The sequence below is a fragment of the Phenylobacterium sp. Root1290 genome (genome assembly GCF_001425305.1).
GTDB lineage: Bacteria > Pseudomonadota > Alphaproteobacteria > Caulobacterales > Caulobacteraceae > Phenylobacterium.
The window spans coordinates 1,824,477-1,847,235 of sequence record NZ_LMEE01000001.1 but is presented as its reverse complement, the minus strand read 5'-3'; the positions used below and the strand labels follow the sequence as shown (position 1 = coordinate 1,847,235).

Below are 22,759 nucleotides of genomic sequence, written 5' to 3'. Positions count from 1 at the left end.
AGGAAGCCCCATGCGACATCTTCCGATCCTCGCCGCCGCGGCGGTTCTGGCCTTCTCCGGCGCCTCACAGGCGGCGACCTACCGACTTGGCGCGCTGGAGGCCGTCAGCCCCTGGAGCCGCCCCGCCGCGGCGGGCGGCAACGGCGGCGGGTTCCTGACCATCGTCAATCGCGGCGCGGCGGCCGACGCCCTGGTCGCCGTCGAGACCACGGCCGCGCGCAAGACCGAGGTGCATCGCACCTCCACCGCCGGCGGCGTCATGAAGATGGAGCGCCAGGACGCCGGGGTGACGATCCCGCCGGGCAAGCAGGTGGCCTTCGCCCCTGGCGGCTATCACGTCATGTTCCTGGGCCTGACCAAGCCGACCAAGCTCGGCGACAAGCTGCCGGCGACGCTGGTGTTCAAGAGCGGCGCGCGGCTGAAGGTCGAGTTCCAGGTGGCCGCCGCAGCGCCGGGCGCAGCTCCCGGCAAGGCGCCGGCGGCCGAAGCCCATCACCATCACTGAGGCGTTGCGCGACAAGGCGGCGCGACGGCCAACGGGCGGCGTTGACAGCGCCGCCCCCCACGTCGTCTATGCCCTCCATATTTTAAGAATGGAGGATCGTCTTGGTTTGGAATTATGCCAACCTTTGGGAGTCCGTGGCGAGCGCCACACCTGATCGCCCCGCCCTGATCCACGGCGAGCGGAAGATCACCTGGAATGAGTTCGACCGCCGGGCGAACGCCCTGGCCAAGGCCATGGTCGACGCCGGCCTGAGCCAGCAGTCGAAGGTCGCGGCCTACCTCTATAACGGCCCCGAGTATCTCGAGAGCTACTACGCCGCCTTCAAGGCCGGCCTGGCGCCGTTCAACACCAACTATCGCTACGGCGGCGACGAGCTGACCTACCTGTTCGACAACGCCGACGCCGAGGCCGTGGTGTTCCACGCGTCGTTCGCCGAAATGGCCGACAAGGTGCGCGGCCGCCTGCCCAAGGTGAAGATCTGGATCGCGGTGCCGGAAGCCGGCCATCCGGTCCCGGAATGGGCGGCGGACTACGACGCCATCGTCGCGGCCGGCGCCGATCGGTTCGAGGCTCCCTGGGGCCGCACCGCCGACGACCTGCTGATCATGTACACCGGCGGCACGACCGGCATGCCCAAGGGCGTGATGTGGCGCCAGGAGGATCTGTTCAAGGCCCTGGGCGGCGGCGCCAACCTGCTGCTGGGCCTGGGCCCGATCGAGCGCGTGGAAGAGGCCGGCGAACGCGCCAAGGCCGTCGACGCCTCGGGCGCGCCTCTCAACATCACGATCCCGGTCGCGCCGCTGATGCACGCCACTGGCCAGTTCATCTCGTTCGGCACCCTGATCGGCGGCGGCGCGGTGGCGACCCTGACCGGCCGCAAGTTCGATCCGGCCGTGCTGTTCGACGAAGTCGAGCGCCTGGAGGCGTCGGGCCTGATCATCGTCGGCCCGGCCTTCGCCGCGCCGATGCTCGAGACGCTGGAGGCCAATCCCGGCCGCTGGGCCATGCCGTCGCTGAAGCGCATCGCCTCGTCGGGCGCCATGTGGGGCCTGGAGAACAAGCAGGGCCTGCTGAAGCACCTGCCGAACGTGATGCTGATGGACAGCCTGGGCTCTTCGGAAGCCCTGGGCTTGGCGTCGTCGACGTCCGGCGCCGGCCAAGCCACCAGCACCGCGAAGTTCGTGACCGGCCCGAATGCGGCGGTGTTCACCGAGGACGGCGTGCGCGTCGAAGCCGGTTCGGGCGTCCGCGGCCTGGTGGCCGTCGGCGGCCACACCCCGGTCGGCTACTACAAGGACGAGGAAAAGTCGGCCAAGACCTTCCGCACCTTCGAAGGCCGCCGCTGGAGCGTTCCGGGCGACTGGGCGACCGTCGAGACGGACGGCTCGATCACCCTGCTGGGCCGCGGCTCGCAGGTGATCAACACCGGCGGCGAGAAGGTCTTCCCGGAAGAGGTCGAGGAAGCTCTGAAGCGGTTCCCGGGCGTGCGCGACGCGGCCGTGGTCGGCCTGCCCGACCCGCGCTTCGGCGAGCGGATCGGCGCCATTGTGGACTTCGGCGGCGAAAACCTGCCGACGCTGGCCGACCTGTCGGCCCACGTGAAGAGCCTGCTGGCCGACTACAAGGCCCCGCGCGAACTGGTGCTGGCCCCCGTGGCCCGCGCCCCGAACGGCAAGCTGGACTACAAGGCGCTGAAGGCTCAGGCCATCGCCGCCCTGGCCACCGACGCCTAACGTAACAAAAAAGTAACGTGCCTTGTCGGGCGCGGCCGGTCCACGGTCGCGCCCGACCTGTTTAAGACCTTCAGAAGGCTCGATAATACCGATGAAGATCCTTTGGCTGGGCGCGGCTTCCGCCGCGGCCCTTCTCTGCGTGTCGGCTCCGGCGCTGGCGGACGACCTGCCGGACCTTTCAAAGGCGCCCCGGATGGGACCCTGGGGCTTCGACACGGCGGGCCGCGACACCTCCGTCGCGCCGTCGCACGACTTCTTCGAATACGCCAACGGCGCCTATCTGAAGAAGCTCGAGATCCCGTCGGACCGCTCTCGCTTTGGCGCCTTCGATGCGCTGCAGGACCTTTCGCAGCAACGCATGCGCGCCGTGGCCGAGAAGGCCGCGACCAACAAGGCGGCGACCGGCGAGGAAGCCCAGGTCGGCGCCTTCTATCGCAGCTACATGGACGAGGCGAAGGTCGACGCCCTGGGCGCCAAGCCGCTGGCCGGGGACCTGGCTGCGATCCGCAAGATCAAGACCAAGACCGAGTTGGCCGGCCTGATGGGCGCGACCATGCGCCAGTTCGGCGGCTCGTTCTTCGGCGCCTACATCCACGACGACGCCAAGGCGCCTGATCAGTACACGACCTATATCAACCAGGGCGGCCTGGGCATGCCCGACCGCGACTACTATCTGAGCGACCGCTTCAAGACCCAGAAGGCCGCCTATGAGGCCTATGTCGCCAAGCAGTTGACCCTGGCCGGCTGGGACAAGCCCGCCGAGCACGCCGCAGCGATCGTCGCCCTGGAGACCCAGATCGCCGAGTCCTCGTGGACCCGGGCCGAGAGCCGCGACGACGACAAGACCTACAACCCGTTCTCGGTCGCCGACCTGCAGAAGTACGCCCCGGGCTTCGACTGGGCCGCGTACCTCAAGGGCGCGAACCTGGAGAAGGCCGACCGAGTCGTGGTCGCGCAGAACACCGCCTTCCCCAAGATCGCCAAGATCTTCGCCGACGCGCCGCTGGACACCCTGAAGGCGTGGTCGGCGTTCCATCTGGTCGACCAGGCCGCGCCTTACCTGTCGAAAGACTTCGTCCAGGCCAGCTTCGAGTTCCGCAACAAGACCTTGTCCGGCCAGCCCGAGCAGCGTCCGCGCTGGAAGCGCGCGGTGGCGGCGACCGACAACAACCTGGGCGACCCGCTGGGCAAGCTCTATGTCGCGGCCTACTTCCCGCCGGAGAGCAAGGCCAAGATGGAGGCGCTGGTCGCCAACATCAAAGTCGCCATGAAGGGCCGGATCGAGAACCTCGACTGGATGAGCCCGGAGACCAAGACCAAGGCCCTGGAGAAGCTCTCCAAGTTCGGCTCGAAGATCGGCTACCCCGACAAGTGGCGCGACCTCTCGGCCATCGAGGTCAAGGACGGCGACCTCTATGGCAACGTCAAGCGGGCCAGCGCCTTCGACTGGGACTATCGCGTCGCGCGCCTGGGCGGCCCGGTCGACAAGACCGAGTGGCTGATGACCCCGGCGACGATCAACGCCTACTACCTGTCCACCAAGAACGAGATCGCGTTCCCGGCCGCCATCCTGCAGCCGCCGTTCTTCGACCCGGATGGCGACCCGGCGGTGAACTACGGCGCCATCGGCGGGGTGATCGGCCACGAGATCATCCACGGCTTCGACGATCAGGGCCGCAAGTCGGACGGCGACGGGCGCCTGGCCGAATGGTGGACCGCCGAGGACGCCGCGAAGTTCAACGCGCAGGCCGAGAAGTTCGGCAAGCAATACTCCGCGGTCGAGGTGCTGCCCGGCGCGCACATCAACGGCGATCTGACCATGGGCGAGAACATCGCCGACCTGGGCGGTCTGCTGGTGGCGCTGGACGCATATCGGCTGTCGCTGAAGGGGCAGCCTGCGCCGGTGATCGAAGGCCAGACCGGCGATCAGCGCGTCTTCCTCGGCTGGGCCCAGGTGTGGCGCGGCAAGTACCGCGAGGACATGATGCGCCAGCAGTTGGTCTCCGACCCGCACTCGCCGCCGAAGTACCGCGTCGACGTGCCGGTGAAGAACATCGACGCGTTCTACGAGGCCTTCGGGGTCAAGCAGGGCGACGGCATGTATCTGTCGCCCGGCGACCGGGTGAAGATCTGGTAGCGCCCGACTGATGCGGAGAGATGGGCGGCGCTCCTACAAGGACGCCGCCTTTTCTTTGGCCCGGAATATTTTTTGACATATAAGTCAAAAATTTCGTCGGGCAAAAATTTGGCCCGCTGCGGGGGATAATCGCAGCGGGCCTTATTTTGAGCAGTCGCTCTTGTAGAGCGGGCGTTTCCTCCCCGAAACGCCGGAGACTGTCGGACTTAGTAGCCGCCATGTCTCTCGCAGGACTGAGAAAACGGCAATTTCTGACCCGAGTCAATGCGCCGAAATCGATAGCGCCGCGAATTATGGATCAGATTTCCGCGAGCGGGACTTTTCCGGCCGGATTTGGGATTCTTTTTGACGGTATCGTCAAAACTGCACCCGCCTGCGTAGTTCATCGCTCGAGACACAACCAACCTCGTAGACGAAGTCGGGACGCGATGCGGTGACCGGGCCGATTCCGGCGGCCGTGAGCGCCATCGACGCTTCGGCGATACGCCCGGCCGGAACCAGAAGCCCGTTCGGGCGGCGACTGGCGCCGCTGGCGACCAGCGCCTCCACGACGGGCGCCTCGCGCGGGTCGGACGGCCAGATAAGGGTGGCGCTTTCATGGGCCGCGGCGCGCGCCTCGATGACCCGCAGCAGGCCTTCAGCCGCCGCAAGTTGATCTTGGCTCCAGGATGCACGCAGCGAGGCCGTCAGTTGGGCCTGACTCTTCAGGATCACGCCGTCGCTCAGCACCTTCAGGCCGTTGGCGACAAGGGTCGCCCCCGTGGTGGTGATATCGACCACCAGCTCGGCCGAGCCGGCGGCGGGCGCGCCCTCGGTCGCGCCGCCGGATTCGGTGATCCGGTAATCGGCGACGCCGTGCCGCGCGAAGAAGGCGCGGGTCTGGACGAGGTACTTGGTGGCGACGCGCATGCGGCGGCCGGAGCGGGCGAGCAGGTCGTGGCCCACCTCCTCCAGGTCGGCCATGGTCTCGACGTCGATCCAGCTCTTGGGCACGGCGACCACAAGATCGGCACGGCCGAAGCCCAGCGCGCGCAGCAGCAGCAGGCGCGCATCAACGTCGCCGCCGCGCTCACGCAGCAGATCCTCGCCGGTGATGCCGAGGTGAACCTCGCCGGCGTCCAGCGCCTCGGCGATGTCGCCGGCCGACAGCAGGCGCACCTGGATGCCGGGCACGCCCTTCAGCTCGGCCATGTAGCCGCGCGATCCGCCGGCCACGGACAATTTCAGTCCGCAGTCGCCGAGCCAGGCCTCGACCTGCTCCTTCAGGCGGCCCTTGGAGGGGACGGCGAGAATAAGGGGTTCGCTCACGACTCGCCTCCCGCCCAAGCCCGCCAGGGCCGGACCACGCATCCGACGGCCCGCACGTCGGCCGTTCCGCCCAGCCGCGACGGCAGGCTGTCATAGCGGCCGCCGACGGCGACGCTGCGCTCGGGGTCCAAGGCCGCCGAGCGGATCTCGAAGGTCAGGCCGTCGTAATAGTCGAAGGCGTGGCCCAGTGCGGTGGCGAAGCGGATCGCATCGCTCGGCACGCCCGCGGCATGCAGCAGGGCCAAGCGCTCGGCCCACGCCGCCAGCGGGGCGTCCAGCGCGCCTGCCCCGGCGATTTCGGCCACGGCGTCGAAGGCGGCCGAAGGCGTATCCTCGATCGCCAGGAACCGGCGGATGCGGTCGGCCTGATCCGGCGTCAGGGCCGGGGCCTGAGCCGCCTGGGCGCGCCGGATCAGCCGCTGGGCGATCTCGGCGGGGCCGCGGCCGCCGACCGGGTCGATCCCGGCCAGCGCCCAGACCTCTTCAAGCACGGTGGCGGTCTCGGCTTCCGACAGGCCCGACAGCAGGCCGGCAAGCTTGCCGTTGTCCGCTGGCGAGGACGCGGGCCCTTCGGCGCGAGCCAGTTCGGAGGCGAGCAGGCGCGGGCGCGCGGCGACGCGTTTCACGCGCGCAGACAACGGCGCAGCGAGGCCAAGGGTGTCCACGAAAGCGGCGAACAGGGCGATGTCGCCCAGCCACAGCGACAGATCGGTGCGGCCGCCGGCCACGGCCGAGCCCCAGGCCAGGGCGGCGATGTCGGCGTCGGCCTGCACGACCGAGCCGGCGGCGCCGTCGAAGCTCTCCAGCCCGATCTGACGGAACTCGTCGGGACGGCCCGGCTCGGGAGAGGCGCGGAAGGCCTTGCCCTCATAGAAATAGCGGCCGGATGAGCGGCCGCTCTCGAGGTGTTGGCGGACCACCGGGACGGTGAAGTCCGGACGCAGGCAGGTCTCCTGCCCGCCTTCGGACTGGACGACGAACAGGCGCGGACGCATGGCCTCGCCGACCAGCTCCAGCAACAGACCAAGCGGCTGCAGGATCGGGGCGTCGACGACCTCGGCGTCCTGGCTCAGGAACGGCGCGCGGATTGCGGCGAGCGGCTCGGCGGGAACGGCGGGTTCGGCGCTCACTGGCCGGCCTCGATGATCTTGCGCACCGCCTCGACCAGGTCGGCGCGGTTGATGGTTTGCTGGCCCGGGCGCTGTTCGCGCCATTCGGCATTGTCGGCGACGCCCGACGACAGCGCACGGCCCAGGTCCAGATCCTTGATCGTCACCTTGCCGGCGGCGATCTCGTCGCCGCCCAGCATGATCGCGGCCGGGGCCAGGCGACGGTCGGCGTACTTCATCTGGGCCTTCATGCCCGCCGAGCCGAGATAGACCTCGGCCGGGATGCCTGCGCTGCGCAGCTCGCCGACCACCGAGAAGTAGTGGGCCATGTCGTCAGGGGTGAAGGCGATGACCACCACCGGCCCGCGGACCTGGTCGCCAAGGTCGCGGCCGGCGGCGCGCAGGGCCGAGACCAGGCGCGAGACGCCGAACGAGAAGCCGGTGGCCGGCACCTGCTCGCCCGTGAACCGGGCGACGAGGTCGTCGTAGCGTCCACCGCCGCCGATCGAACCGAAGCGGACGCCCCGGCCCTTTTCGTCCTTGGTCTTCAGCAGCAGCTCGGCCTCGAAGACCGCGCCGGTATAGTATTCCAGGCCGCGCACGATCGAGGGGTCGAAGGCGGCGCGCTCGACGCCGACGCCGAGGCTGGTCAGCGCCTTGTCGATCGCGGCGAGTTCGGCCAGGCCGGCGTCGCCCTCGGCCGAGCCGCCGATGATGTTCGCGATCTGGTCGAGGGTTTCGGAGCGGCCGCTCAGGCCCGCGCCGACGAAGGCCAGAACTGCTTCGGCGCCCGCGGCGTTCAGCCCCGCGCCCTTGGTGAAGTCGCCGGACTCGTCCTTGCGGCCTTCGCCCAGCAGCAGGCGGACGCCCTCCGGCCCCAGACGGTCGAGCTTGTCGACGGCGCGCAGCACCGCGAGCTTCTGGACGTCGTTCTGGACGCCGGCCGTGGTCAGCAGACCGTTCAGGAGCTTGCGGTTGTTGACCTTGATGATCGCCGAGCCGGCCGGCAGGCCGGCGGCTTCCAGGCCCTCGACCGCCATGGCGATGATCTCGGCGTCGGCCTCGGGCCGGGCGGAGCCGACGGTGTCGGCGTCGCACTGGGTGAATTCGCGGAAGCGGCCGGGGCCTGGCTTCTCGTTGCGCCACACCGTACCGAACGCATAACGGCGGAACGGCTTGGGCAGGCCCTCCTTGGTCTCGGCCACGAACCTCGCCAGCGGCGCGGTCAGGTCGTAGCGCAGCGCCATCCACTGCTCGTCGTCGTCCTGCAGGGCGAAGACACCCTCGTTCGGACGGTCGGCGTCGGGCAGGAACTTGCCCAGCGCGTCGGCGTACTCGAAGGCTCCGGTGTCGAAGGCCTCGAAGCCGTAGCGTTCATAGACGGCGGAGACCTTGGCCAGGATCTGGCGCTCTGCGGCCAGATCACGGGCGCGGCGGTCGTTGAAACCGCGCGGGGCGCGGGCCTCGGGGCGGGGAGCGTCGGTCATGGCGCTCGCCTAGCGGGTCACAGCGCGCGCGGCAAGGCGCGGCTGGGTTTGGGAAGCGGAGATGTCCATTCGTCGTGTCCTTGAAAGGAGGCGTTCGACGGATGGAGCCAGGATGCCCTTGAGCCCCATCCGCTTGGTGCGGGAGGCTCGGGCAGGGGTCGCTTTAGGCCATGCGATCCCAGGCCGATCCCGCGTGTGCGGTCGGATGGTGATGGCCGTGATGGTGCGAAACCCGGATCATTACGACCCGGGTCTTAGTCGCAAAGTGTGAAGATGGCGAGTCCGATCGGCTCAGGCCGTCGCCGGCTCCAATTCCACGAAGTCGGCCATCTGCGCCGCCAGCGCCTTTTGGAAGGCCGGACGCGCCTCGCACCGCGCCTGATAGGCGGCCAGGGTGGGGAACGCCCCCATCAGGTCGGTGTGGCGCAGGTTGCGCAGCACCGTGACCATCATCAGATCCCCGGCGGTGAAGCCCTCCGCCTCCAGATAGTCCTTGTCGCCGAGGTTGGCCGCGAGCTCGCCCAGGCGCTGCCTGACGAAGGCCTCCAGGCCCGGGCGGCGCAGGCGCGCCCACTCCTGGTCGGCGTTGAAGAGATCGAGCTCGGCCAAGTTCTGGATCGGCGGCTCGATCGAGTTGAGGGCCGCGAACAGCCAGGTGGCCGCGCGGGCCTGGGCGTCGGGATCCGACGGCGACAGGGCCGGCGAGCGGGCGGCGATGCGCAGGACGATGGCCCCGCTCTCGAACATCGACAGCTCGCCCTCGCGGTAGGCGGGGACCTGGCCGAACGGCTGCAACGCGCGGTAGGACGCGGTCTCGCGATCGTCGAAGTCGATCAGCCGGACCCGATAGGACAGGCCCGCTTCCTCCAGCGCCCAGCGGACGCGCAGGTCGCGGACCAGGCCGCGAGCGAAGGGCGGAACCCACTTGAAGGCGGAAATCTCGATCATCGTGCATCCTCCGTAGCGAGATAGGCGACGAGCTTGTCGACCAACGAGCCCCAGCCCTGGGTGTGAGAGTCACGCGCTTCGAGCGTTGCGAAGGGCGCCTGGTGGAAACGGAAGAGGGTCCGTCCGCCGGCCAGGCGGGCGAACGTGACCGTGATGGTGTTGTCGATATCGAAGGCGCCGTCTTCCCAGCGGAAGCTCATGACGATCTTTTCGCCGTCGACGATCTCGCTATAGGTCCCGGCCATCCAGTGCTCGGTCCCGGACACCTCACGAATGCCCGCGCGGTAGTTTCCGCCGACCCGGAAATCCTGCTCGAAGGCGACCGTGGTGAAGTCCTTGGGTCCCCACCAGCGCATCAGGTGCTCGGGTGTGGTCCAGACCTTGAAGACCAGTTCCGGCGGCGCGTCGAAGATGCGCTCGATCAGCAGTTCGTCGTCCTGGAGAACGGCGGCGTCAGTCGCTGGGGTCATGATCCTTGGCCTCCTTGGCCTGAAGTTCGGCGAGGTACACGCCCATCCGCTCGAAGCTGTCGTCCCAGAAGCGGCGGTAGTGATCGATCCAGCCCGCGGCGTCCTTGAGCGGTCCGGCGGTCAACTGACAGGGACGCCATTGCGCCTCACGGGTGCGCGAAACGAGGCCGGCCTGCTCCAGCACCTTCAGATGGCGCGAGACCGCCGGCAGACTGATCTCGAAGGGCTCGGCGAGATCGGAGACGGACGCCTCGCCCAGGGCGAGGCGCGCCAGGATCGCGCGCCGGGTCGGATCGGCCAGGGCCTGGAAGGTGGTGCTCAGCGGGTCGGATGTCATTTTCATTTAACCCAAGTGTTATTTAACTTGTTGGTTAAATGCAAGGCTCATTTCCAGCGCGCCCGACACAGGGTCGATCGAGCTAGCCGAGCGCTGGGGTTGCGTAGTCCATGCCATCCAGCGCCGGGCTGGCGTCGGCGGCGTCGAAGCCGGCCATGATCCGGCCAAAGCGGCCCTGGACGAGCCCGCGCATGTCAGGATGGGTGAAGATGTAGCGCTCGTCGTTCTGGACGGCCTCAAGCACCCGTCGGCCGACGCGCTCCGGATCGATACCGTTGTCGACGAGGGAGCCGCCGGGCGTGGCGGCCGGCTCGGTCGGCCCGCCGAACTTCTCCTGCCGGGTGCGGCCGGACTGGTTGATCCTCGTCTTCACGAAGCCCGGGCAAAGCACGGCGACATTGATGTTCTCGGGCGCCAGCTGGCCGGCCCAGCCCTCGGACATGCCGACCACGGCGTACTTGGTGGCGGTGTAGGGCTCCATGCCGGGCACCGAGATCATCCCGGCCATCGAGGCGGTGTTGACGAAGCAGCCGCCCTCCCCGTGGGCTCGGATGTGCGGCAGGAAGGCCTCCATGCCGTAGACCACGCCCATCAGATTGACCGCGACGATCCAGTCCCAGTCGGCGGGCTTCACCTCGCTGATCGGGCCGCCCGCGCCGACGCCGGCGTTGTTGCAGACCACATGCACCTTGCCGAAGGCGTCCAAAGTCGCCTGGGCCGCGGCGACCACGGCGGCGCGGTCGCCCACATCGCAAAGCACGCTGGCGGTGCGGACTTGGCGGGCCTCGAGGTCCGCGACGGCGGCCTTGAGCGGCGCTTCCTCGATGTCGGCCAGCATGACGTTCATGCCCGCCCCGCCGAAGGCGTGGGCCATGGCCAGGCCCAGCCCGCTGGCGCCGCCGGTGATGAACGCCGTCTTGCCGGTCAGATCCCGCATGCGGGCCTCCCCCTAATCTTGCTTACGTCTAGGCCTTGAGCCGGGCGACCAGGCGCTCGGTCGACGGATCATGCACGCCGCGCGCGCCGCCTTCCAGTTCGCTGAGGATGCGGGTGGCGAGGGTCTTGCCCAGTTCCACGCCCCACTGGTCGAAGCTGTTGATCCGCCACAGCACGCCTTCGACGAAAGTCTTGTGCTCATAGAGAGCGATCAGCGCGCCCAGCGCGCGGGGCGTCAGCCGCTCCAGCAGGATGAAGCCGGAGGGGCGGTCGCCGTGGAAGGTCTTCTGCGGGGCGAGGACGTCGATGGCCGCGGCGTCCAGACCTTGGGCGGTCAGCTCGGCGCGGACCTCGCTCTCGGCCTTGCCGACCATCAGCGCCTCGGCCTGGGCGATGGCATTGGCCAGCAGCTTGGTCTGGTTGGCCGGCTCGCCCTCAGTGGCCTTGGCGACCGCGATGATGTCCAGCGGGATGATGTCGGTTCCCTGATGCATCAGCTGGAAGAAAGCGTGCTGGACGTTGGTGCCGGCGTCGCCGAACACCGTCGCTGCGGTGGCGCGGGCCACCGGCTTGCCGTCGATGTCGGCCTGCTTGCCGTTGGATTCCATCTCCAGCTGCTGGAGGAAGTTGGGCAGCAGGCGCAGACGCTGAGCGTAGGGCACGACCGCGCGGATCGGACGGCCCAGGCCGTTGCGGTTGAAGATGTGCGCCAGGGCCAGCAGCACCGGCGCGTTAGCTTCCAGCGGCGCAGCGCCGAAGTGGTCGTCCATGGCGCGGGCGCCGGCCAGGAATTCCTCGAATGCTTCCGCCCCGAGCGCGATGACGCAGGAGAGGCCGACCGCGGACCACACCGAGTAGCGGCCGCCGACCCAGTCGCGGAACCCGAAGATCTGGTCAGCCGGCACGCCGAAGGCTTGCGCCACGGCCGGCGCGGCGGAGACCGCGAGCAGGTGCCCATCGCCCGCCTGGCCCAGCGCCGCGCGCAGCCATGCGCGGGCGACGACAGCATTGGCGATGGTCTCCTGAGTGGTGAAGGTCTTGGAAACCACGACCACCAGGGTGCGAGCCGGATCGAGCCCATCGAGGGCCAGGGCCATGTCGGCCGGATCGACATTGGCGGCGAAACGCAGCTCGATCTGCGGCGAAAGCGGACGCAGCGCTTCCCAGACCAGGCGCGGCCCGAAGTCCGAACCGCCGATGCCGATGTGGACGATGGCGCTGAACGCCTCGCCGGTCGCGCCACGCTTCTCGCCGGAACGGATGGCGCCGGCGATGGCGGCGATGGCGGCGCGCGTGGCGTCGATCTCGGCGGAGACCGGCTCGCCCTTGGCCCTGAAGTCGGCGCCCTGCGGCGCGCGCAGGGCCATGTGCAGGGCGGCGCGATCCTCGGAGGGATTGACCGCCTCGCCGGCGAACTGGCGCTCGCGGGCCGCTTCAACCCCGCCGGCGCGCACCAGGTCCAGGGCGGTCTCGAACTCGGCCAGCGACCAGGGCTGCTTGGAGAGGTCGAGCAGCAGCTCAGGCGCCTCAACGCTCAGGCGCTCCAGGCGGTCCGACTCCGATTTGAACAAGTCGGCGATGCGACGCTCGCGGGCGTCCTGGGCGGCGGCTTCGAGCTTGGTCCAGGCGGCGGCGAGGTCAGTCATGCGAAACCCTTCTGAAGGCGGTAGCGGGGCGTTTACCGTATCGCCGTTAGCAAAAGGCGCCCGGCGTGTCTTGGGCGATTCGAGGAAGGTCCCCGCTCATGTCCTGCAGCGCCGCCGCCATGCTCTCGGCTCTCTGGCTCGCCGCAGCGCCGGCCGGCGCAGGAGCCGCCGCCGCCCCGCCGCCGGTGATCGCGACGGAGCCGCTGTTCGCCGACATCGTGCGGCGCGCCAGCGCGTTGAAGGCCGAGGTCGAGGCCTTCAAGGGCGCCGACGCTCCGATCAGCGCGGCGTTCAGGACGCGGATCGGCGAGCTGGCCGAGCTCGACATGCAAGCCCACCGGAGCCTGGCGGAGCGCAACCTCGACGGCGACCTGAAGTGCATCCTGCGCGGCATTTCCGAAGACCTGCCGCTGAAGCTGAAGGCGCTCGAGGACGCCAAGGCCGGCAAGGAGCGGGACACGGCGATCGCGGATCTGGGCTACCTACTCAACGACAACGTCGAGGTGATCACCGCACCGCCGCAAGCGCCGGTCTAGGTCTCCGCAAAGGTTGTCATCCCGGAAAGCGCGCAGCGCTTGTCCGGGACCCATTCGCGCGGCGTCTGCCGTATGAGGCAAGGCCCGATACGACATCGGACCATCAGGTGTTCATAGGTCCCGGTCTTGCTTCGCAAACCGGGATGACACGCGGTGTCGCTATTCCGAATACTTGATCGTGCAGCCGTAGGGCTTGCTGACTGCGGTCGCGACCGGACGGCCGGCCTTGATGTCCGACAGCGCCGCCGAGACGTAGTTGTTGGCGCCCTTGAGGCTAGCCGGATCGGCGGTCGGCTTGTCGTCGATGCCGCCCATGTAGGCAAGCTTGCCGGCCTTATCGACGATGTACATGTGCGGCGTGGTCTTGGCCTCGTAGGCGCGGCCGACCTGGCCGGCGGGATCGAGCAGCAGGGCGGTGGAGCCGGCGCTGTTGGTCGCCTTCCAACCCTTGGCCTGCGCGCCCTCGACATAGCCCTGCTTGCCCGGCGCCGAGGAGATCAGGGTCAGCCAGACCACGCCGTCTTTCGAGGCGCCCTTCTGCAGGCCCTGCATGGCTCCTGACTTGTAGTGCTTCTGGACGTAGGGACATCCATCATTGGTCCACTCAAGGACCACGGTCTTGCCCTTGAACTCCGACAGCGAGCGAGTCTTCCCGTCGGCGTCCTTGACGGTGAAGGCGGGAGCGGCCTGGCCGACGACTGGGGCGGCGTAGGCGGCGGGGGCCGCGAGCGCGACAGCGGCGGCGAGAAGGATCGAACGGCTGAGCATGGGCGCCTCCTTGGGGGTCAGCGGCCTTGCGCGTCCTTGAGAGCCCGGACGACGAGGCCTTCGGTGAGGATCTGCGGCAGGATAACGCCCTCGCCGCCCTTCGCGCCATACACGAGGTAGAGTGGAACGCCGGCCCGCCCGTGTTTGGCGAGTTCGGCCTCGATCTCTGCATCTTTTCGCGTCCAGTCCGCCTTCAGATAGACCGCGCCGCTCTGTTGGAACGCGTCGGCGACGGCCTGGCTGGTCAGGGCGACGCGCTCATTCACCTGGCATGTCACGCACCAGGCGGCGGTGAAGTTCACGAACACCGGCTTGCCGGCCGCCTGGGCGGCGGCGAGCTTCTCGGGCGAGTAGGCTTCGTACGGGACGTCCGCCTTGCCGCCGCCTCCGGATGAGGCGACCGCCGCGCCGGGCTCGGCATAGTTCGGCCAGATGGCGGCGAGCGCCGCGGCCAGGGTCAGCGCTGCGCCGACGCCGGCTGAAGCCAGCATCGAGGCGCCGCCCGCATGGCGGCGCTGGGCGACGCCCAACAGCCAGGCGCCCAGAGCCAGGATGATCGCCGCCATGAGGATCCGCGCCAGCGCGGTGTCGCCGGCCTGCAGGGTCAGCACCCAGACCAGCCAGGCGGCCGCGCCATACATCGGGAAGGCCAGCAGCTTCTTGAAGCCGTCCATCCAAGGACCGGGCTTGGGCAGGCGCGAGAGCAGGCCCGGGATGAAGGCGGCCAGGGCGAACGGCGCGGCGAAGCCGAGCCCCAGCGCCAGGAATACGGTGAGGGCGGCCGGCGCGCTCTGGGTCAGCGCCCAGCCAAGGGCGGGCGCCATGAACGGCGCGGTGCAGGGCGCGGCGACGACCACCGCCAGAGCGCCCGTGAAGAAGGCGCCCGCCAGGCCGCGCTTGCCGGCCAGGCCCGTGCCGACGCCCTGGAGCGAGGAACCGACCTCGAACACGCCCGACAGGTTGAGGGCCACGGCCAGCATCAGCAGGGCCAACCCCGCCACCACCGGCGGCGACTGCAGCTGGAAGCCCCAGCCGACCGCCGCGCCGCCCGCACGCACGGCGATCAGGGCGAGGGCAAGCGCCAGGAAGGTGGCCAGCACCCCGACCAGGAAGGCCAGCCCCTGCCCTTGCGCAGCACGGCGCTCATGCGCGTGGCCGGCCAGAGAGGCGGCCTTCATCGCCAGGATCGGGAAGACGCAGGGCATCAGGTTCAGGATCAAGCCGCCCAGGAAGGCGAAGGCCGCCGCCAGAGGCAGGCCGAGCGAGCCGCCCGCGGCGCCGCCCGTCCTGGCCGGGGGGCCAAGGCCCGCAGCGCCGGCCGGGAGCGCGCCTTCGGCGGCGGAGATCTCGTAGGACTTGTCGCCCACGCTCAGCACCCCGGATAGAGTCTTGGGCGCCTGCGGCTGCTGGAAGGCGTAGCCCGGCGTCAGCGCCAGGGTCAGGCCATCGGGGCCGCGCTCGATCGCCTGCGGCTTGGCGTGGTCGATGACGGTCGAGTCGAAGGGGAAGAAGTAGGTGTCGGCCAGGTCGGCGCCCTTCAGCGCTTCGCCAGTGACGGCCAGGGCCAGCACCTCCCCCTGCTTGGCGAACGCGCCCGACAGCCCGGCGGGGGCCGGCGCGGCGGCCAGGGTCTTGGCGATCGGACCGCTCCACTGCGGGTTCGGCTCGGCCAGGCCCTCGCGAACCGGCAGGCTCAGGGTGAGTTCGGCGTCCTCAGGGACACAGATTTCTTCGCAGACCAAGAACGTGGCCTGGGCCTTGAGGGTGACCGTCTCGCCCGGCTTGGCGCTGGCGGGCGCGGTGATCGGAACCGGCAGCAGGACCTCGTCCTGGTAGCCGTAGTTCATCAGCGGGCCGGTCGGCTGGCGCTTGGGCGCGGGCCAGACAATATCGCCGGCGGTCCAGCCGGCGGGCAGGGTCCAGGCGATCCGGGTCGCCTCGCCGCTGTCGCCGGAATTGCGCCAGTAGGTGTGCCAGCCCTTATCGATCTTCTGACGCAGAGCGACGTAGGTCGTCGCTCCCGGCGCAATCGACTGGTCGCGGGCGACGAGCTCGGCGACCAGGTGGCCGGTGTCCACGGGCTGGGCCGCCGCAGGCAGCGCCCAGACAAGGGTGAAAGCCGCCAGGAGCTTCGCAAAGAGGCGCGTCATCCGGTCATCCCGATCAGGTACGTCCGCTATATGGCCCGCCGACGCGCCGGCGCAAAGCGACGCTGACGTCGCGACCGGCCTATTCGGCCAGCGCCAACCAGCGGCGCGGCCATTTCCAGCCCAGGGGGCGGACCTCGCCGGGCTTGAGCGCCAGCGATTTGACGGTGCGCGGCGCCAGCGGGCCGATGACGTGAACCGGCTCCAGACCCTTGACCGGGCTGACCGCGACACCGCCGATCAGCATGGCGCGGTCGATGGCGGTCCACTCGGCCTTGTTGCGGTCCTCATGAGCCACCGCGAAGAAGTGGCGCACGGGCGCAGGCTCCCCCGCCAGTTCGATCATCACCCCGATCAGCCACCCGTTCGACATCAACGCCTCATAGGCTGAGCGCGGCGCTCACAAAAGCTCGACTTGTCATCGTCAGGCGCGATGATCGGCGAATCAGCGGTTTTCCGGAATTGGGAGTGCGTACCGTGCCCGCGTCGTTCGATGACATCGAAATGGGTCAGGTGGTTTCGCTGGGAGATATCCCGGTGGAGCCTGCCGCGCTCGAAGCCTTCATCGCCGCCTTCGCGCCGGGTTGGCCGCTGGAGCGCGGCGCGCCGGACGCCATGGTCTATGCGCTGTGGTGCCGGCTGGACGCCGCCTCGGCGATGGAGTGGCCGCAGACCAAGCGCCTGGGCGTCGACGCCCTGCGCTGGGCGCGCAATCCGCCCGCGGGCGAAGTGCTGCGTGGACGGATGACGGTGATGGGCAAGGATCCGGTCGGCGACGGCAAGGGCATCATCATCGCCCAGCACGACCTGCTGGACGAGGCCGGACGGCTGGTCTTCTCCTGCCTGACCCGCAGCGTCTTCGCCCGCTAGGCCCAAACGAAAACGGCGGGCCGTGAGGCCCGCCGTTCCGAAGTCCTATCCGCCGCGCCTTAAGCGTTGGCGGCCGCGGGAACCTGCGGCGAGCGGGCCATGGCCAGCGCGATCAGGCGATCCCAGCCGGCCAGCGAGACCAGGTGGGCGTAGATCTGAGCCAGGGCGCCGTTGTCGCGCAGCTCGAGATACTTGTCCTGCGGCAGGGCGTTCAGCTTCTCTTCCGAGACGCCGAAGTACTCGGCGATCGTCTGCTGCGGGCCGGCGCTGCCATCGGGATTGGTCGGGGTGAAGACGGCCTTCTTGGTCTCGAACAGGTCGAGGCCCTTCAGCAGCTCCACGAAGCTCTGCGTGCGCTGACGCTCCATCTCGTAGTCGTTGCAGAAGTTGATGCAGTTCTGGGTGTACTCGGTCGGCTTGCCGTCCGCGTCGAAGAACAGCATGTCGGCTTCGGACTTGTCGACGATGAACTCGGCGACGCGGTCGATGCAGAGCACCATCTGGCCGGCGTTGTTGTCGGTCGCGAAGACGAACGGATAGCGGCGGATGTAGGCCGGGACGTAGACGCCCGGCTCGAACAGGCCGTTCTCCTGCAGGAACATGTTCTCGCCGAGGTTCAGACCCATCACGGCGAGCGGGATCTTGTCGTCGCCGACAAAGATGATCGGGCCGCACAGCGACGAGACGCCGAACTCGGTGACCGTCAGCGGAACTGCGTGGCCTTGCTTGGCGAACGTGAACGGGCCCGGCAGGCTCTTCACGCCCAGGCCGCTATGCAGGTCGATGGAGAGCGGCTCCGGCTTCGAATAGAAAAGCACGTTGCCAGTGATCTGACCCATGCCGGTCGGGGTTTCGGTCGCCATGAAATACCTTCGATGATCCTGGGCGATTGATAGGGTAGCGCGAGCGGGCGGTTCTTTTGGTTCGGCGCGCCGTCTCGGGCGAAGTCCGCGCTTCTACCCGATCGTACTGGCGCCCGCAAACCTGCACGCAGCCCGCTTGCCTCCGCGGGAGCGAACCGCTTCAATTCGCCTCATTCGAGAAGGCCGCCAAGGCCACATACCGGAGGATATATTTTGCCGATCTTTTATCCCGACATTCTGAACCAGAAGACCCCCGCCCGTACTTTCACCTACGGGGACAAGGACGTGATGCTCTACGCCCTGGGCGTGGGCATGGGCCGCGATCCCATGAACGAGACGGAGCTGGCCTTCGTCTACGAAAAGAATCTCAAGGTCATCCCGACCGCCGCGACCGTTCTGGCCGCGGGCGCCAAGGCGACCGGCCCGGCCCCGGAAATGCCGGCCGACCATCGCCAGAGCCAGATCAACTTCCTGATGGTCGTGCACGGCGAGCAGAAGGTCGAACTGCACAAGCCGCTCACCGCCGGCGGCACCTACACCGCTCAGAGCCGCACGGCCGGCGCCTTCGACAAGGGCGAGGGCAAGGGCGCGGTCATCATCAATGAGACCATCTGGACCGATGATAAGGGCGAAAAGGTCGCCACCCTGACCGGCTCCACCTTCGCCCGTGGCGACGGCGGCTTCGGCGGCCCGTCGGACGGCGCTCCCGAGCCGCACGTGGTCCCGACCCGCGCCCCGGACCTGTCGGTCGACTTCGAGACCCGCGAAGACCAGGCGCTGCTCTATCGGCTGAACGGCGACCGCAACCCGCTGCACTCCGATCCGGACATCGCCAAGCGCGCCGGCTTCGATCGGCCGATCCTGCACGGCCTGTGCACCTACGGCATCACCTGCCGCGCAGTGCTGCAAGCGATCACCGACTTCGATCCGGACCAGATCTACTCGCACCAGGCCCGCTTCTCGGCCCCGGTGTTCCCAGGCGACACCATCACCGTCGACCTGTGGAAAGACGGCAAGAACATCTCGTTCGAAGCCCGCGTGAAGGCTCGCAACGCCACGGTCATCAAGAACGGCCTGACCGTCCTGCGGTAGTTAGCCCGCCTCCGGAACGGTTCCCAAGGCTTGGGAGCCGTTCTAGAGAGGCTCCATGATCCGTAGCTTCAGTATTGTCGCCGGCGCGGTGATGGCCGCAGGCCTCGCCGCCTGCGCCGCCACCTCCGCCCCCGATGCGCCGCCCGTCGATGAAAGCCTGGCCGCGCCGCTCAACCCGCTCCCCACCGACCTGACCGGCTATCTCGCCCATGGCGACCTGGACGGCGCAGCCCTGCTCGGCCCGCCGCCGACGCCCGGCAGCCTGACCGGCCAGGCCGACCGCGCCCGCTACGAAGAAACCCGCGCCCTGGCCGGATCGCCGCGCTGGAAGCAAGCCGTGGTCGAGAACGACCTGTGGGGCGGCGGAGCGCTGAAGCAGTACGCCTGCAAGCTGGGCGTCGCGATCGACGAGAAGCAGACGCCCACGGCCCTGAAGATCATGCACCGGGTCGAGCTGGACGTGCGCACGGTCGGCAAGCCGGCCAAGGACCACTACAACCGCCCGCGCCCGATGATCGGCGACGACAAGCCGATCTGCCTCCCGCGCGAGGACTGGATGAAGACCAACGCGTCCTATCCCTCGGGTCACTCGATGACCGGCTGGGCCTGGGCGCTGATCCTGGCCGAATTGGCCCCTGCGAAGGCCGACGACATGCTGGCGGTCGGCAAGCAGATCGGCGAGAGCCGGATCATCTGCGGCGTGCACTACGCCAGCGACATCGAGGCCGGACGGACATTGGCCAGCGCCATGGTCGCGCGGCTGCACGGCGATCCGCAGTTCCAGGCCGACATGAAGAAGGCGCGCACTGAGATCGCCCGCGCCAAGGCCGCGCCGAGCGGCTGCGCCGCCTAGGGATAGGCGACGTAGACCACCGAGCGGCGGTCGCCCTCGGTGATGTTCGGGTGCTCGAAGTCGCGCTGCGGCTCGCGCGTCATGCCCAGCCGCTTCATGACGGCCTGAGAGCGCAGGTTGGCGGGGCCGGTATAGGCGAGCACCTCGGACATGCTGAGCCGCTGGAAGGCGTCGTCTAGGGCCGCACGCGCGGCCTCGGTGGCGAAGCCCTCGCCCCAGGCGGCGCGGATCAGCCGCCAGCCCATCTCCGGCTGGCCGGCGATGGGCGTGACGCTCTCATGGCAGGGCATCACGCCGCACCAGCCCAGGAACGTCGCGTCGGACTTCCGCTCGATCAGGAAGCGGCCAAAGCCAACCCGCTCGAAAGTCGCCTCCACCCGGTCGATGCGTTCGTCGGCTTGCTCGCGGGTGAGCACGCCGCCCAGCCACTGCATGACCTCTGGATCGGCGCAGATGGCGGCGAAGGCCGGCCGGTCGCTGTCGCGCCAGCGGCGCAGGATGAGGCGTTCGGTTTCAATCATTTGCGGGCCACATAGACGACGTGGCGGTTCAACGGGTGATCCGCCGCCAGCCGAGGATGGTCGAAGTCGCGGGACGGGTCGGCGACCATGCCGATCTTCCGCATCACGGCCTGCGAGGCCAGGTTGGTGTCGGCGGTGAAGGCCAGGATCTCCGGAACGTCGAGATTTGCGAGCCCCCAGGCCAGGGCTACCGAGGCGGCCTCGGTCGCGTACCCTTTTCCCCAGGCCCGCGCGATGAAGCGCCATTCGATTTCGACGGCCGGACCGACGGGCAAGGCCTCACTGACCGGGGCCAGGCCCGTCATGCCGATCAACCGGCCGTCGGACTTGCGTTCGACCGCCCAGGCGCCCCAGCCATGCTCGGCGATGTGGGCGTTGAACCGGTCGAGCAGCGCATCGCTGCCAGCCCGGTCGAGCGTCCCGCCCAGCCACTCGCCCACCCGCGGATCGCCGTTCAGCGCGGCGAAGTCCGGTCGGTCATCCTCGCGGTAGGCGCGAAGGATCAGGCGCTCGGTCTGGATCATGCGAACAAGGTTACATGATCCAGACCCGACGAAGCTAGACGGGGCGCGGACCGGCCAGCGCGCCGTAGAGATCGGTGCGGCGGTCGCGGAAGAAGCCCCAGGCCGCGCGGTGCGTCTGCAGGAAATCGAGGTCGAAGCTGGCCTGGACGATGCCCTCCTCAGACCCCAGCTCGGAAACCAGGTCGCCGCGGTGGTCGGCGATGAAGGACGAACCATAGAAGGCCTGGCCGCCGGTCGGGTAGCCGTCCCAGGGCTCGAAGCCGATGCGGTTGGCGCCGACCACCGGGATGACGTTGGACACCGCGTGGCCCTGCATGGCGCGGCGCCACGGCAGGGCGGTGTCCAGGGTCGGATCGTGCGGCTCCGACCCGATCGCGGTCGGATAGAGCAGGATCTCGGCGCCCAGCAGGGCCATGGCGCGGGCGCACTCGGGGTACCATTGGTCCCAGCAGATGCCGACGCCGATCTTGCCAAAGCGGGTGTCCCAGACCTTGAAGCCGGTGTCGCCGGGCCGGAAGTAGTACTTCTCCTGATAGCCGGGGCCGTCCGGGATGTGGCTCTTGCGGTAGACGCCCATCAGCGAGCCGTCGGCGTCGATCATCACCAGGCTGTTGAAGTAGTGCGGGCCTTCGCGCTCGAAGATCGAGACCGGAATGACGACGCCAAGCTCCGCCGCCAGGGGGGCCAGCTCGGTCACGCACGGGTGCTCGCGCCACGGATAGGCGCCGGCGAACCAGTGCTCTTCCTGGGTGACGCAGAAGTACGGGCCCTGGAACAGCTCGGACGGCAGGATCACCTGGGCGCCCTTGGCGGCCGCCTCACGGATGAAGACCTTGGTCTTCTCGATATTGGCCGCCATGTCCAAGCCGTAGGACGTCTGGATCGCGGCGACGTTGATCGTGCGGGCCATCAGGCGGGCTCCTGCTGGGTGATGCAGTGGAAGGAACCCCCGCCCGACAGGATCGCGCTCGAGGGCAAGCCGATCACCGCGTGGTCGGGGAAGACGCTTTGCAGGCCCTGCAGCGCCAGATCGGCGGCCTGGCCTTCGCCATAGGTCGGCATGATCACCGCGCCATTGGCGATGATGAAGTTCATGTGGCTGGCGGGCGAGGCCTTGCCTTCGGCCCCCTCGATCCAGCCCGGCGACGGAATGCGGACCACCTGCAGCGGGCGGCCGTCGGCGTCGGTCGAGGACGCCAGGCGCTTGGCCGCGTCGTCATAGGCCGCGCCGTTGACGTCGCCGCGCCCGTAGGCCACCGGGCAGACCACGACGCCCGGCGCGACGAAGCGGGCCAAGTTGTCGACGTGTCCGTCGGTGTGGTCGTTGGCCAGGCCCTCGCCCAGCCAGATAACCTTGCGCGCGCCCAGGGCGTCCGCGAAGGCCGCCTCGGCCGCCGCTTCCGTCCAGCCCGGATTGCGGTTGGGGTTCAGCACGCACTGGCCGGTCGTCAGGATCGTGCCGATCCCGTCGTGATCGACGGCGCCGCCCTCCAGGATGAAGTCGTGGGCGACCAGCGGGACGCCCGAGGCCTCGGCGATCTGGGCGGCGACCTCGTCGTCGAACTCCATGTCGTACTTGCCGCCCCAGCCGTTGAAGCGGAAGCCGCGCGCGCTGGGGCCGTCAGGACCCTTGGCGAAGATCGGGCCAGTGTCGCGCAGCCAGATGTCGCCGAAGCGGCCCGGCACGATCTCGATCCCGGCGACGTCGCCGAGCAGGCGGCGGGCCATGGCCTCGCCGCCCGAGGTTCCGGTCATCAGGCGAACCGTCTCGCGGCCCGGTCCGGCCAGGGCGCGGGCCAGGGCGGCCACCTCGACCTGGGCCTGGGCAAGCTCGTCCTCCCACACGCCTTCGGCATGACTGGGGAAGCCGAGCCACATGGCGCGGTGCGGAGCCCATTCGGCGGGAACGAGAACGGTCATGGCCTGCCTTTATCCAATGAACGCGCGCAGATGGGCGGACGCGGCCCCC

23 protein-coding genes are annotated in these 22,759 nt (G+C 68.9%); 7 read left to right on the top strand and 16 right to left on the bottom strand.

What is annotated here, in order from left to right; all coding sequences use genetic code 11:
- Positions 1–10 precede the first annotated feature (10 nt).
- From ASC79_RS08990 to ASC79_RS08980, 3 genes are all read left to right on the top strand, one after another.
- Positions 11–505 carry a copper chaperone PCu(A)C gene (locus ASC79_RS08990; protein WP_056023347.1) on the top strand — a complete coding sequence of 165 codons (495 nt, stop codon included), beginning with the start codon at positions 11–13 and terminating at the stop codon, positions 503–505.
- A gap of 101 nt (positions 506–606) precedes the next feature.
- Positions 607–2,238, top strand: coding sequence for an AMP-binding protein (locus tag ASC79_RS08985; RefSeq protein WP_056023350.1), 1,632 nt, complete (start codon positions 607–609; stop codon positions 2,236–2,238).
- Positions 2,239–2,329: 91 nt separating this feature from the next.
- Positions 2,330–4,375 carry a M13 family metallopeptidase gene (locus ASC79_RS08980; protein WP_056023353.1) on the top strand — a complete coding sequence of 682 codons (2,046 nt, stop codon included), beginning with the start codon at positions 2,330–2,332 and terminating at the stop codon, positions 4,373–4,375.
- A gap of 357 nt (positions 4,376–4,732) precedes the next feature.
- On the opposite strand, the gene hisG is transcribed toward ASC79_RS08980, so the two are convergent.
- From hisG to pgi, 8 genes are all read right to left on the bottom strand, one after another.
- On the bottom strand, positions 4,733–5,683 hold the full coding sequence (hisG, locus tag ASC79_RS08975) for an ATP phosphoribosyltransferase (RefSeq protein ID WP_056023356.1): 951 nt from the start codon (positions 5,681–5,683) through the stop codon (positions 4,733–4,735).
- A complete protein-coding gene (locus ASC79_RS08970; protein WP_056023363.1) occupies positions 5,680–6,813 on the bottom strand; it encodes an ATP phosphoribosyltransferase regulatory subunit in 1,134 nt (377 codons plus the stop codon). Before ASC79_RS08970 ends, hisG begins: the two co-directional genes overlap by 4 nt.
- A complete protein-coding gene (hisS, locus tag ASC79_RS08965; protein WP_056023365.1) occupies positions 6,810–8,279 on the bottom strand; it encodes a histidine--tRNA ligase in 1,470 nt (489 codons plus the stop codon). Before hisS ends, ASC79_RS08970 begins: the two co-directional genes overlap by 4 nt.
- Before the next feature lie 291 nt (positions 8,280–8,570).
- Positions 8,571–9,227: a glutathione S-transferase family protein gene (locus tag ASC79_RS08960; protein WP_056023367.1), complete on the bottom strand. Its 657-nt coding sequence runs from the start codon at positions 9,225–9,227 to the stop codon at positions 8,571–8,573.
- A complete protein-coding gene (locus ASC79_RS08955; protein ID WP_056023370.1) occupies positions 9,224–9,697 on the bottom strand; it encodes an SRPBCC domain-containing protein in 474 nt (157 codons plus the stop codon). The genes ASC79_RS08960 and ASC79_RS08955 overlap by 4 nt, the downstream gene beginning before the upstream one ends.
- Positions 9,681–10,034: a metalloregulator ArsR/SmtB family transcription factor gene (locus ASC79_RS08950; RefSeq protein ID WP_056023373.1), complete on the bottom strand. Its 354-nt coding sequence runs from the start codon at positions 10,032–10,034 to the stop codon at positions 9,681–9,683. The genes ASC79_RS08955 and ASC79_RS08950 overlap by 17 nt, the downstream gene beginning before the upstream one ends.
- Positions 10,035–10,116: 82 nt before the next feature.
- Positions 10,117–10,971: an SDR family NAD(P)-dependent oxidoreductase gene (locus ASC79_RS08945; protein WP_056023376.1), complete on the bottom strand. Its 855-nt coding sequence runs from the start codon at positions 10,969–10,971 to the stop codon at positions 10,117–10,119.
- Between the two features lie 28 nt (positions 10,972–10,999).
- On the bottom strand, positions 11,000–12,616 hold the full coding sequence (gene pgi, locus ASC79_RS08940; RefSeq protein WP_056023379.1) for a glucose-6-phosphate isomerase: 1,617 nt from the start codon (positions 12,614–12,616) through the stop codon (positions 11,000–11,002).
- Between the two features lie 98 nt (positions 12,617–12,714).
- Between pgi and ASC79_RS08935 the strand changes: the two genes are divergently transcribed.
- On the top strand, positions 12,715–13,152 hold the full coding sequence (locus tag ASC79_RS08935) for a hypothetical protein (RefSeq protein WP_056023382.1): 438 nt from the start codon (positions 12,715–12,717) through the stop codon (positions 13,150–13,152).
- Positions 13,153–13,311: 159 nt separating this feature from the next.
- Here the strand turns inward: ASC79_RS08935 and ASC79_RS08930 are convergent, their stop codons facing one another.
- The 3 genes from ASC79_RS08930 to ASC79_RS08920 form a co-directional block, all read right to left on the bottom strand.
- A complete protein-coding gene (locus ASC79_RS08930) occupies positions 13,312–13,920 on the bottom strand; it encodes a thioredoxin family protein (protein WP_056023386.1) in 609 nt (202 codons plus the stop codon).
- Positions 13,921–13,937: 17 nt separating this feature from the next.
- Positions 13,938–16,070 carry a protein-disulfide reductase DsbD gene (locus ASC79_RS08925; protein ID WP_056023388.1) on the bottom strand — a complete coding sequence of 711 codons (2,133 nt, stop codon included), beginning with the start codon at positions 16,068–16,070 and terminating at the stop codon, positions 13,938–13,940.
- Positions 16,071–16,149: 79 nt separating this feature from the next.
- Positions 16,150–16,440 (bottom strand): hypothetical protein, encoded by a 291-nt coding sequence (locus ASC79_RS08920; RefSeq protein ID WP_056023391.1) that lies wholly within the window; start codon positions 16,438–16,440, stop codon positions 16,150–16,152.
- 104 nt (positions 16,441–16,544) lie between these two features.
- On the opposite strand from ASC79_RS08920, the gene ASC79_RS08915 reads away from it, so the two are divergent.
- A complete protein-coding gene (locus ASC79_RS08915) occupies positions 16,545–16,937 on the top strand; it encodes a hypothetical protein (RefSeq protein ID WP_056023394.1) in 393 nt (130 codons plus the stop codon).
- Positions 16,938–16,996: 59 nt separating this feature from the next.
- Here ASC79_RS08915 and ASC79_RS08910 read toward each other — a convergent pair whose 3' ends face one another.
- Complete coding sequence (locus ASC79_RS08910; RefSeq protein ID WP_156378405.1) at positions 16,997–17,800, bottom strand: SapC family protein; 804 nt, start codon at positions 17,798–17,800, stop codon at positions 16,997–16,999.
- Positions 17,801–18,013: 213 nt separating this feature from the next.
- On the opposite strand from ASC79_RS08910, the gene ASC79_RS08905 reads away from it, so the two are divergent.
- Positions 18,014–18,892 carry a MaoC/PaaZ C-terminal domain-containing protein gene (locus ASC79_RS08905; protein WP_056023397.1) on the top strand — a complete coding sequence of 293 codons (879 nt, stop codon included), beginning with the start codon at positions 18,014–18,016 and terminating at the stop codon, positions 18,890–18,892.
- Between the two features lie 55 nt (positions 18,893–18,947).
- On the top strand, positions 18,948–19,745 hold the full coding sequence (locus tag ASC79_RS08900; protein ID WP_056023400.1) for a phosphatase PAP2 family protein: 798 nt from the start codon (positions 18,948–18,950) through the stop codon (positions 19,743–19,745).
- On the opposite strand, the gene ASC79_RS08895 is transcribed toward ASC79_RS08900, so the two are convergent.
- Genes ASC79_RS08895 through ASC79_RS08880 form a run of 4 tightly spaced genes read right to left on the bottom strand, consistent with a single transcriptional unit; the run spans position 19,742 to position 22,710 of the window.
- The gene (locus ASC79_RS08895; protein WP_056023403.1) at positions 19,742–20,266 is read right to left on the bottom strand and encodes a GNAT family N-acetyltransferase; all 525 of its coding nucleotides are present in this window, start codon (positions 20,264–20,266) and stop codon (positions 19,742–19,744) included. The genes ASC79_RS08900 and ASC79_RS08895 overlap by 4 nt on opposite strands.
- The gene (locus ASC79_RS08890; protein ID WP_056023406.1) at positions 20,263–20,790 is read right to left on the bottom strand and encodes a GNAT family N-acetyltransferase; all 528 of its coding nucleotides are present in this window, start codon (positions 20,788–20,790) and stop codon (positions 20,263–20,265) included. Before ASC79_RS08890 ends, ASC79_RS08895 begins: the two co-directional genes overlap by 4 nt.
- A 34-nt stretch (positions 20,791–20,824) precedes the next feature.
- Positions 20,825–21,700 (bottom strand): N-carbamoylputrescine amidase, encoded by an 876-nt coding sequence (aguB, locus tag ASC79_RS08885; RefSeq protein WP_056023408.1) that lies wholly within the window; start codon positions 21,698–21,700, stop codon positions 20,825–20,827.
- Entirely contained in the window at positions 21,700–22,710 is a 1,011-nt protein-coding gene (locus tag ASC79_RS08880; protein WP_082531993.1) for an agmatine deiminase family protein, read from the bottom strand. Before ASC79_RS08880 ends, aguB begins: the two co-directional genes overlap by 1 nt.
- Positions 22,711–22,759 lie beyond the last annotated feature (49 nt).

Coding starts and splice junctions, on each gene's coding strand:
- ASC79_RS08990 (WP_056023347.1), top strand. CDS start 11: ATGCGACATCTTCCGATCCTCGCCGCCGCGGCGGTTCTGGCCTTCTCC.
- ASC79_RS08980 (WP_056023353.1), top strand. CDS start 2,330: ATGAAGATCCTTTGGCTGGGCGCGGCTTCCGCCGCGGCCCTTCTCTGC.
- hisS (WP_056023365.1), bottom strand. CDS start 8,279: ATGACCGACGCTCCCCGCCCCGAGGCCCGCGCCCCGCGCGGTTTCAAC.
- ASC79_RS08960 (WP_056023367.1), bottom strand. CDS start 9,227: ATGATCGAGATTTCCGCCTTCAAGTGGGTTCCGCCCTTCGCTCGCGGC.
- ASC79_RS08955 (WP_056023370.1), bottom strand. CDS start 9,697: ATGACCCCAGCGACTGACGCCGCCGTTCTCCAGGACGACGAACTGCTG.
- ASC79_RS08950 (WP_056023373.1), bottom strand. CDS start 10,034: ATGACATCCGACCCGCTGAGCACCACCTTCCAGGCCCTGGCCGATCCG.
- ASC79_RS08945 (WP_056023376.1), bottom strand. CDS start 10,971: ATGCGGGATCTGACCGGCAAGACGGCGTTCATCACCGGCGGCGCCAGC.
- pgi (WP_056023379.1), bottom strand. CDS start 12,616: ATGACTGACCTCGCCGCCGCCTGGACCAAGCTCGAAGCCGCCGCCCAG.
- ASC79_RS08935 (WP_056023382.1), top strand. CDS start 12,715: ATGTCCTGCAGCGCCGCCGCCATGCTCTCGGCTCTCTGGCTCGCCGCA.
- ASC79_RS08930 (WP_056023386.1), bottom strand. CDS start 13,920: ATGCTCAGCCGTTCGATCCTTCTCGCCGCCGCTGTCGCGCTCGCGGCC.
- ASC79_RS08925 (WP_056023388.1), bottom strand. CDS start 16,070: ATGACGCGCCTCTTTGCGAAGCTCCTGGCGGCTTTCACCCTTGTCTGG.
- ASC79_RS08920 (WP_056023391.1), bottom strand. CDS start 16,440: ATGTCGAACGGGTGGCTGATCGGGGTGATGATCGAACTGGCGGGGGAG.
- ASC79_RS08910 (WP_156378405.1), bottom strand. CDS start 17,800: ATGGCGACCGAAACCCCGACCGGCATGGGTCAGATCACTGGCAACGTG.
- ASC79_RS08900 (WP_056023400.1), top strand. CDS start 18,948: ATGATCCGTAGCTTCAGTATTGTCGCCGGCGCGGTGATGGCCGCAGGC.
- ASC79_RS08895 (WP_056023403.1), bottom strand. CDS start 20,266: ATGATTGAAACCGAACGCCTCATCCTGCGCCGCTGGCGCGACAGCGAC.
- ASC79_RS08890 (WP_056023406.1), bottom strand. CDS start 20,790: ATGATCCAGACCGAGCGCCTGATCCTTCGCGCCTACCGCGAGGATGAC.
- aguB (WP_056023408.1), bottom strand. CDS start 21,700: ATGGCCCGCACGATCAACGTCGCCGCGATCCAGACGTCCTACGGCTTG.
- ASC79_RS08880 (WP_082531993.1), bottom strand. CDS start 22,710: ATGACCGTTCTCGTTCCCGCCGAATGGGCTCCGCACCGCGCCATGTGG.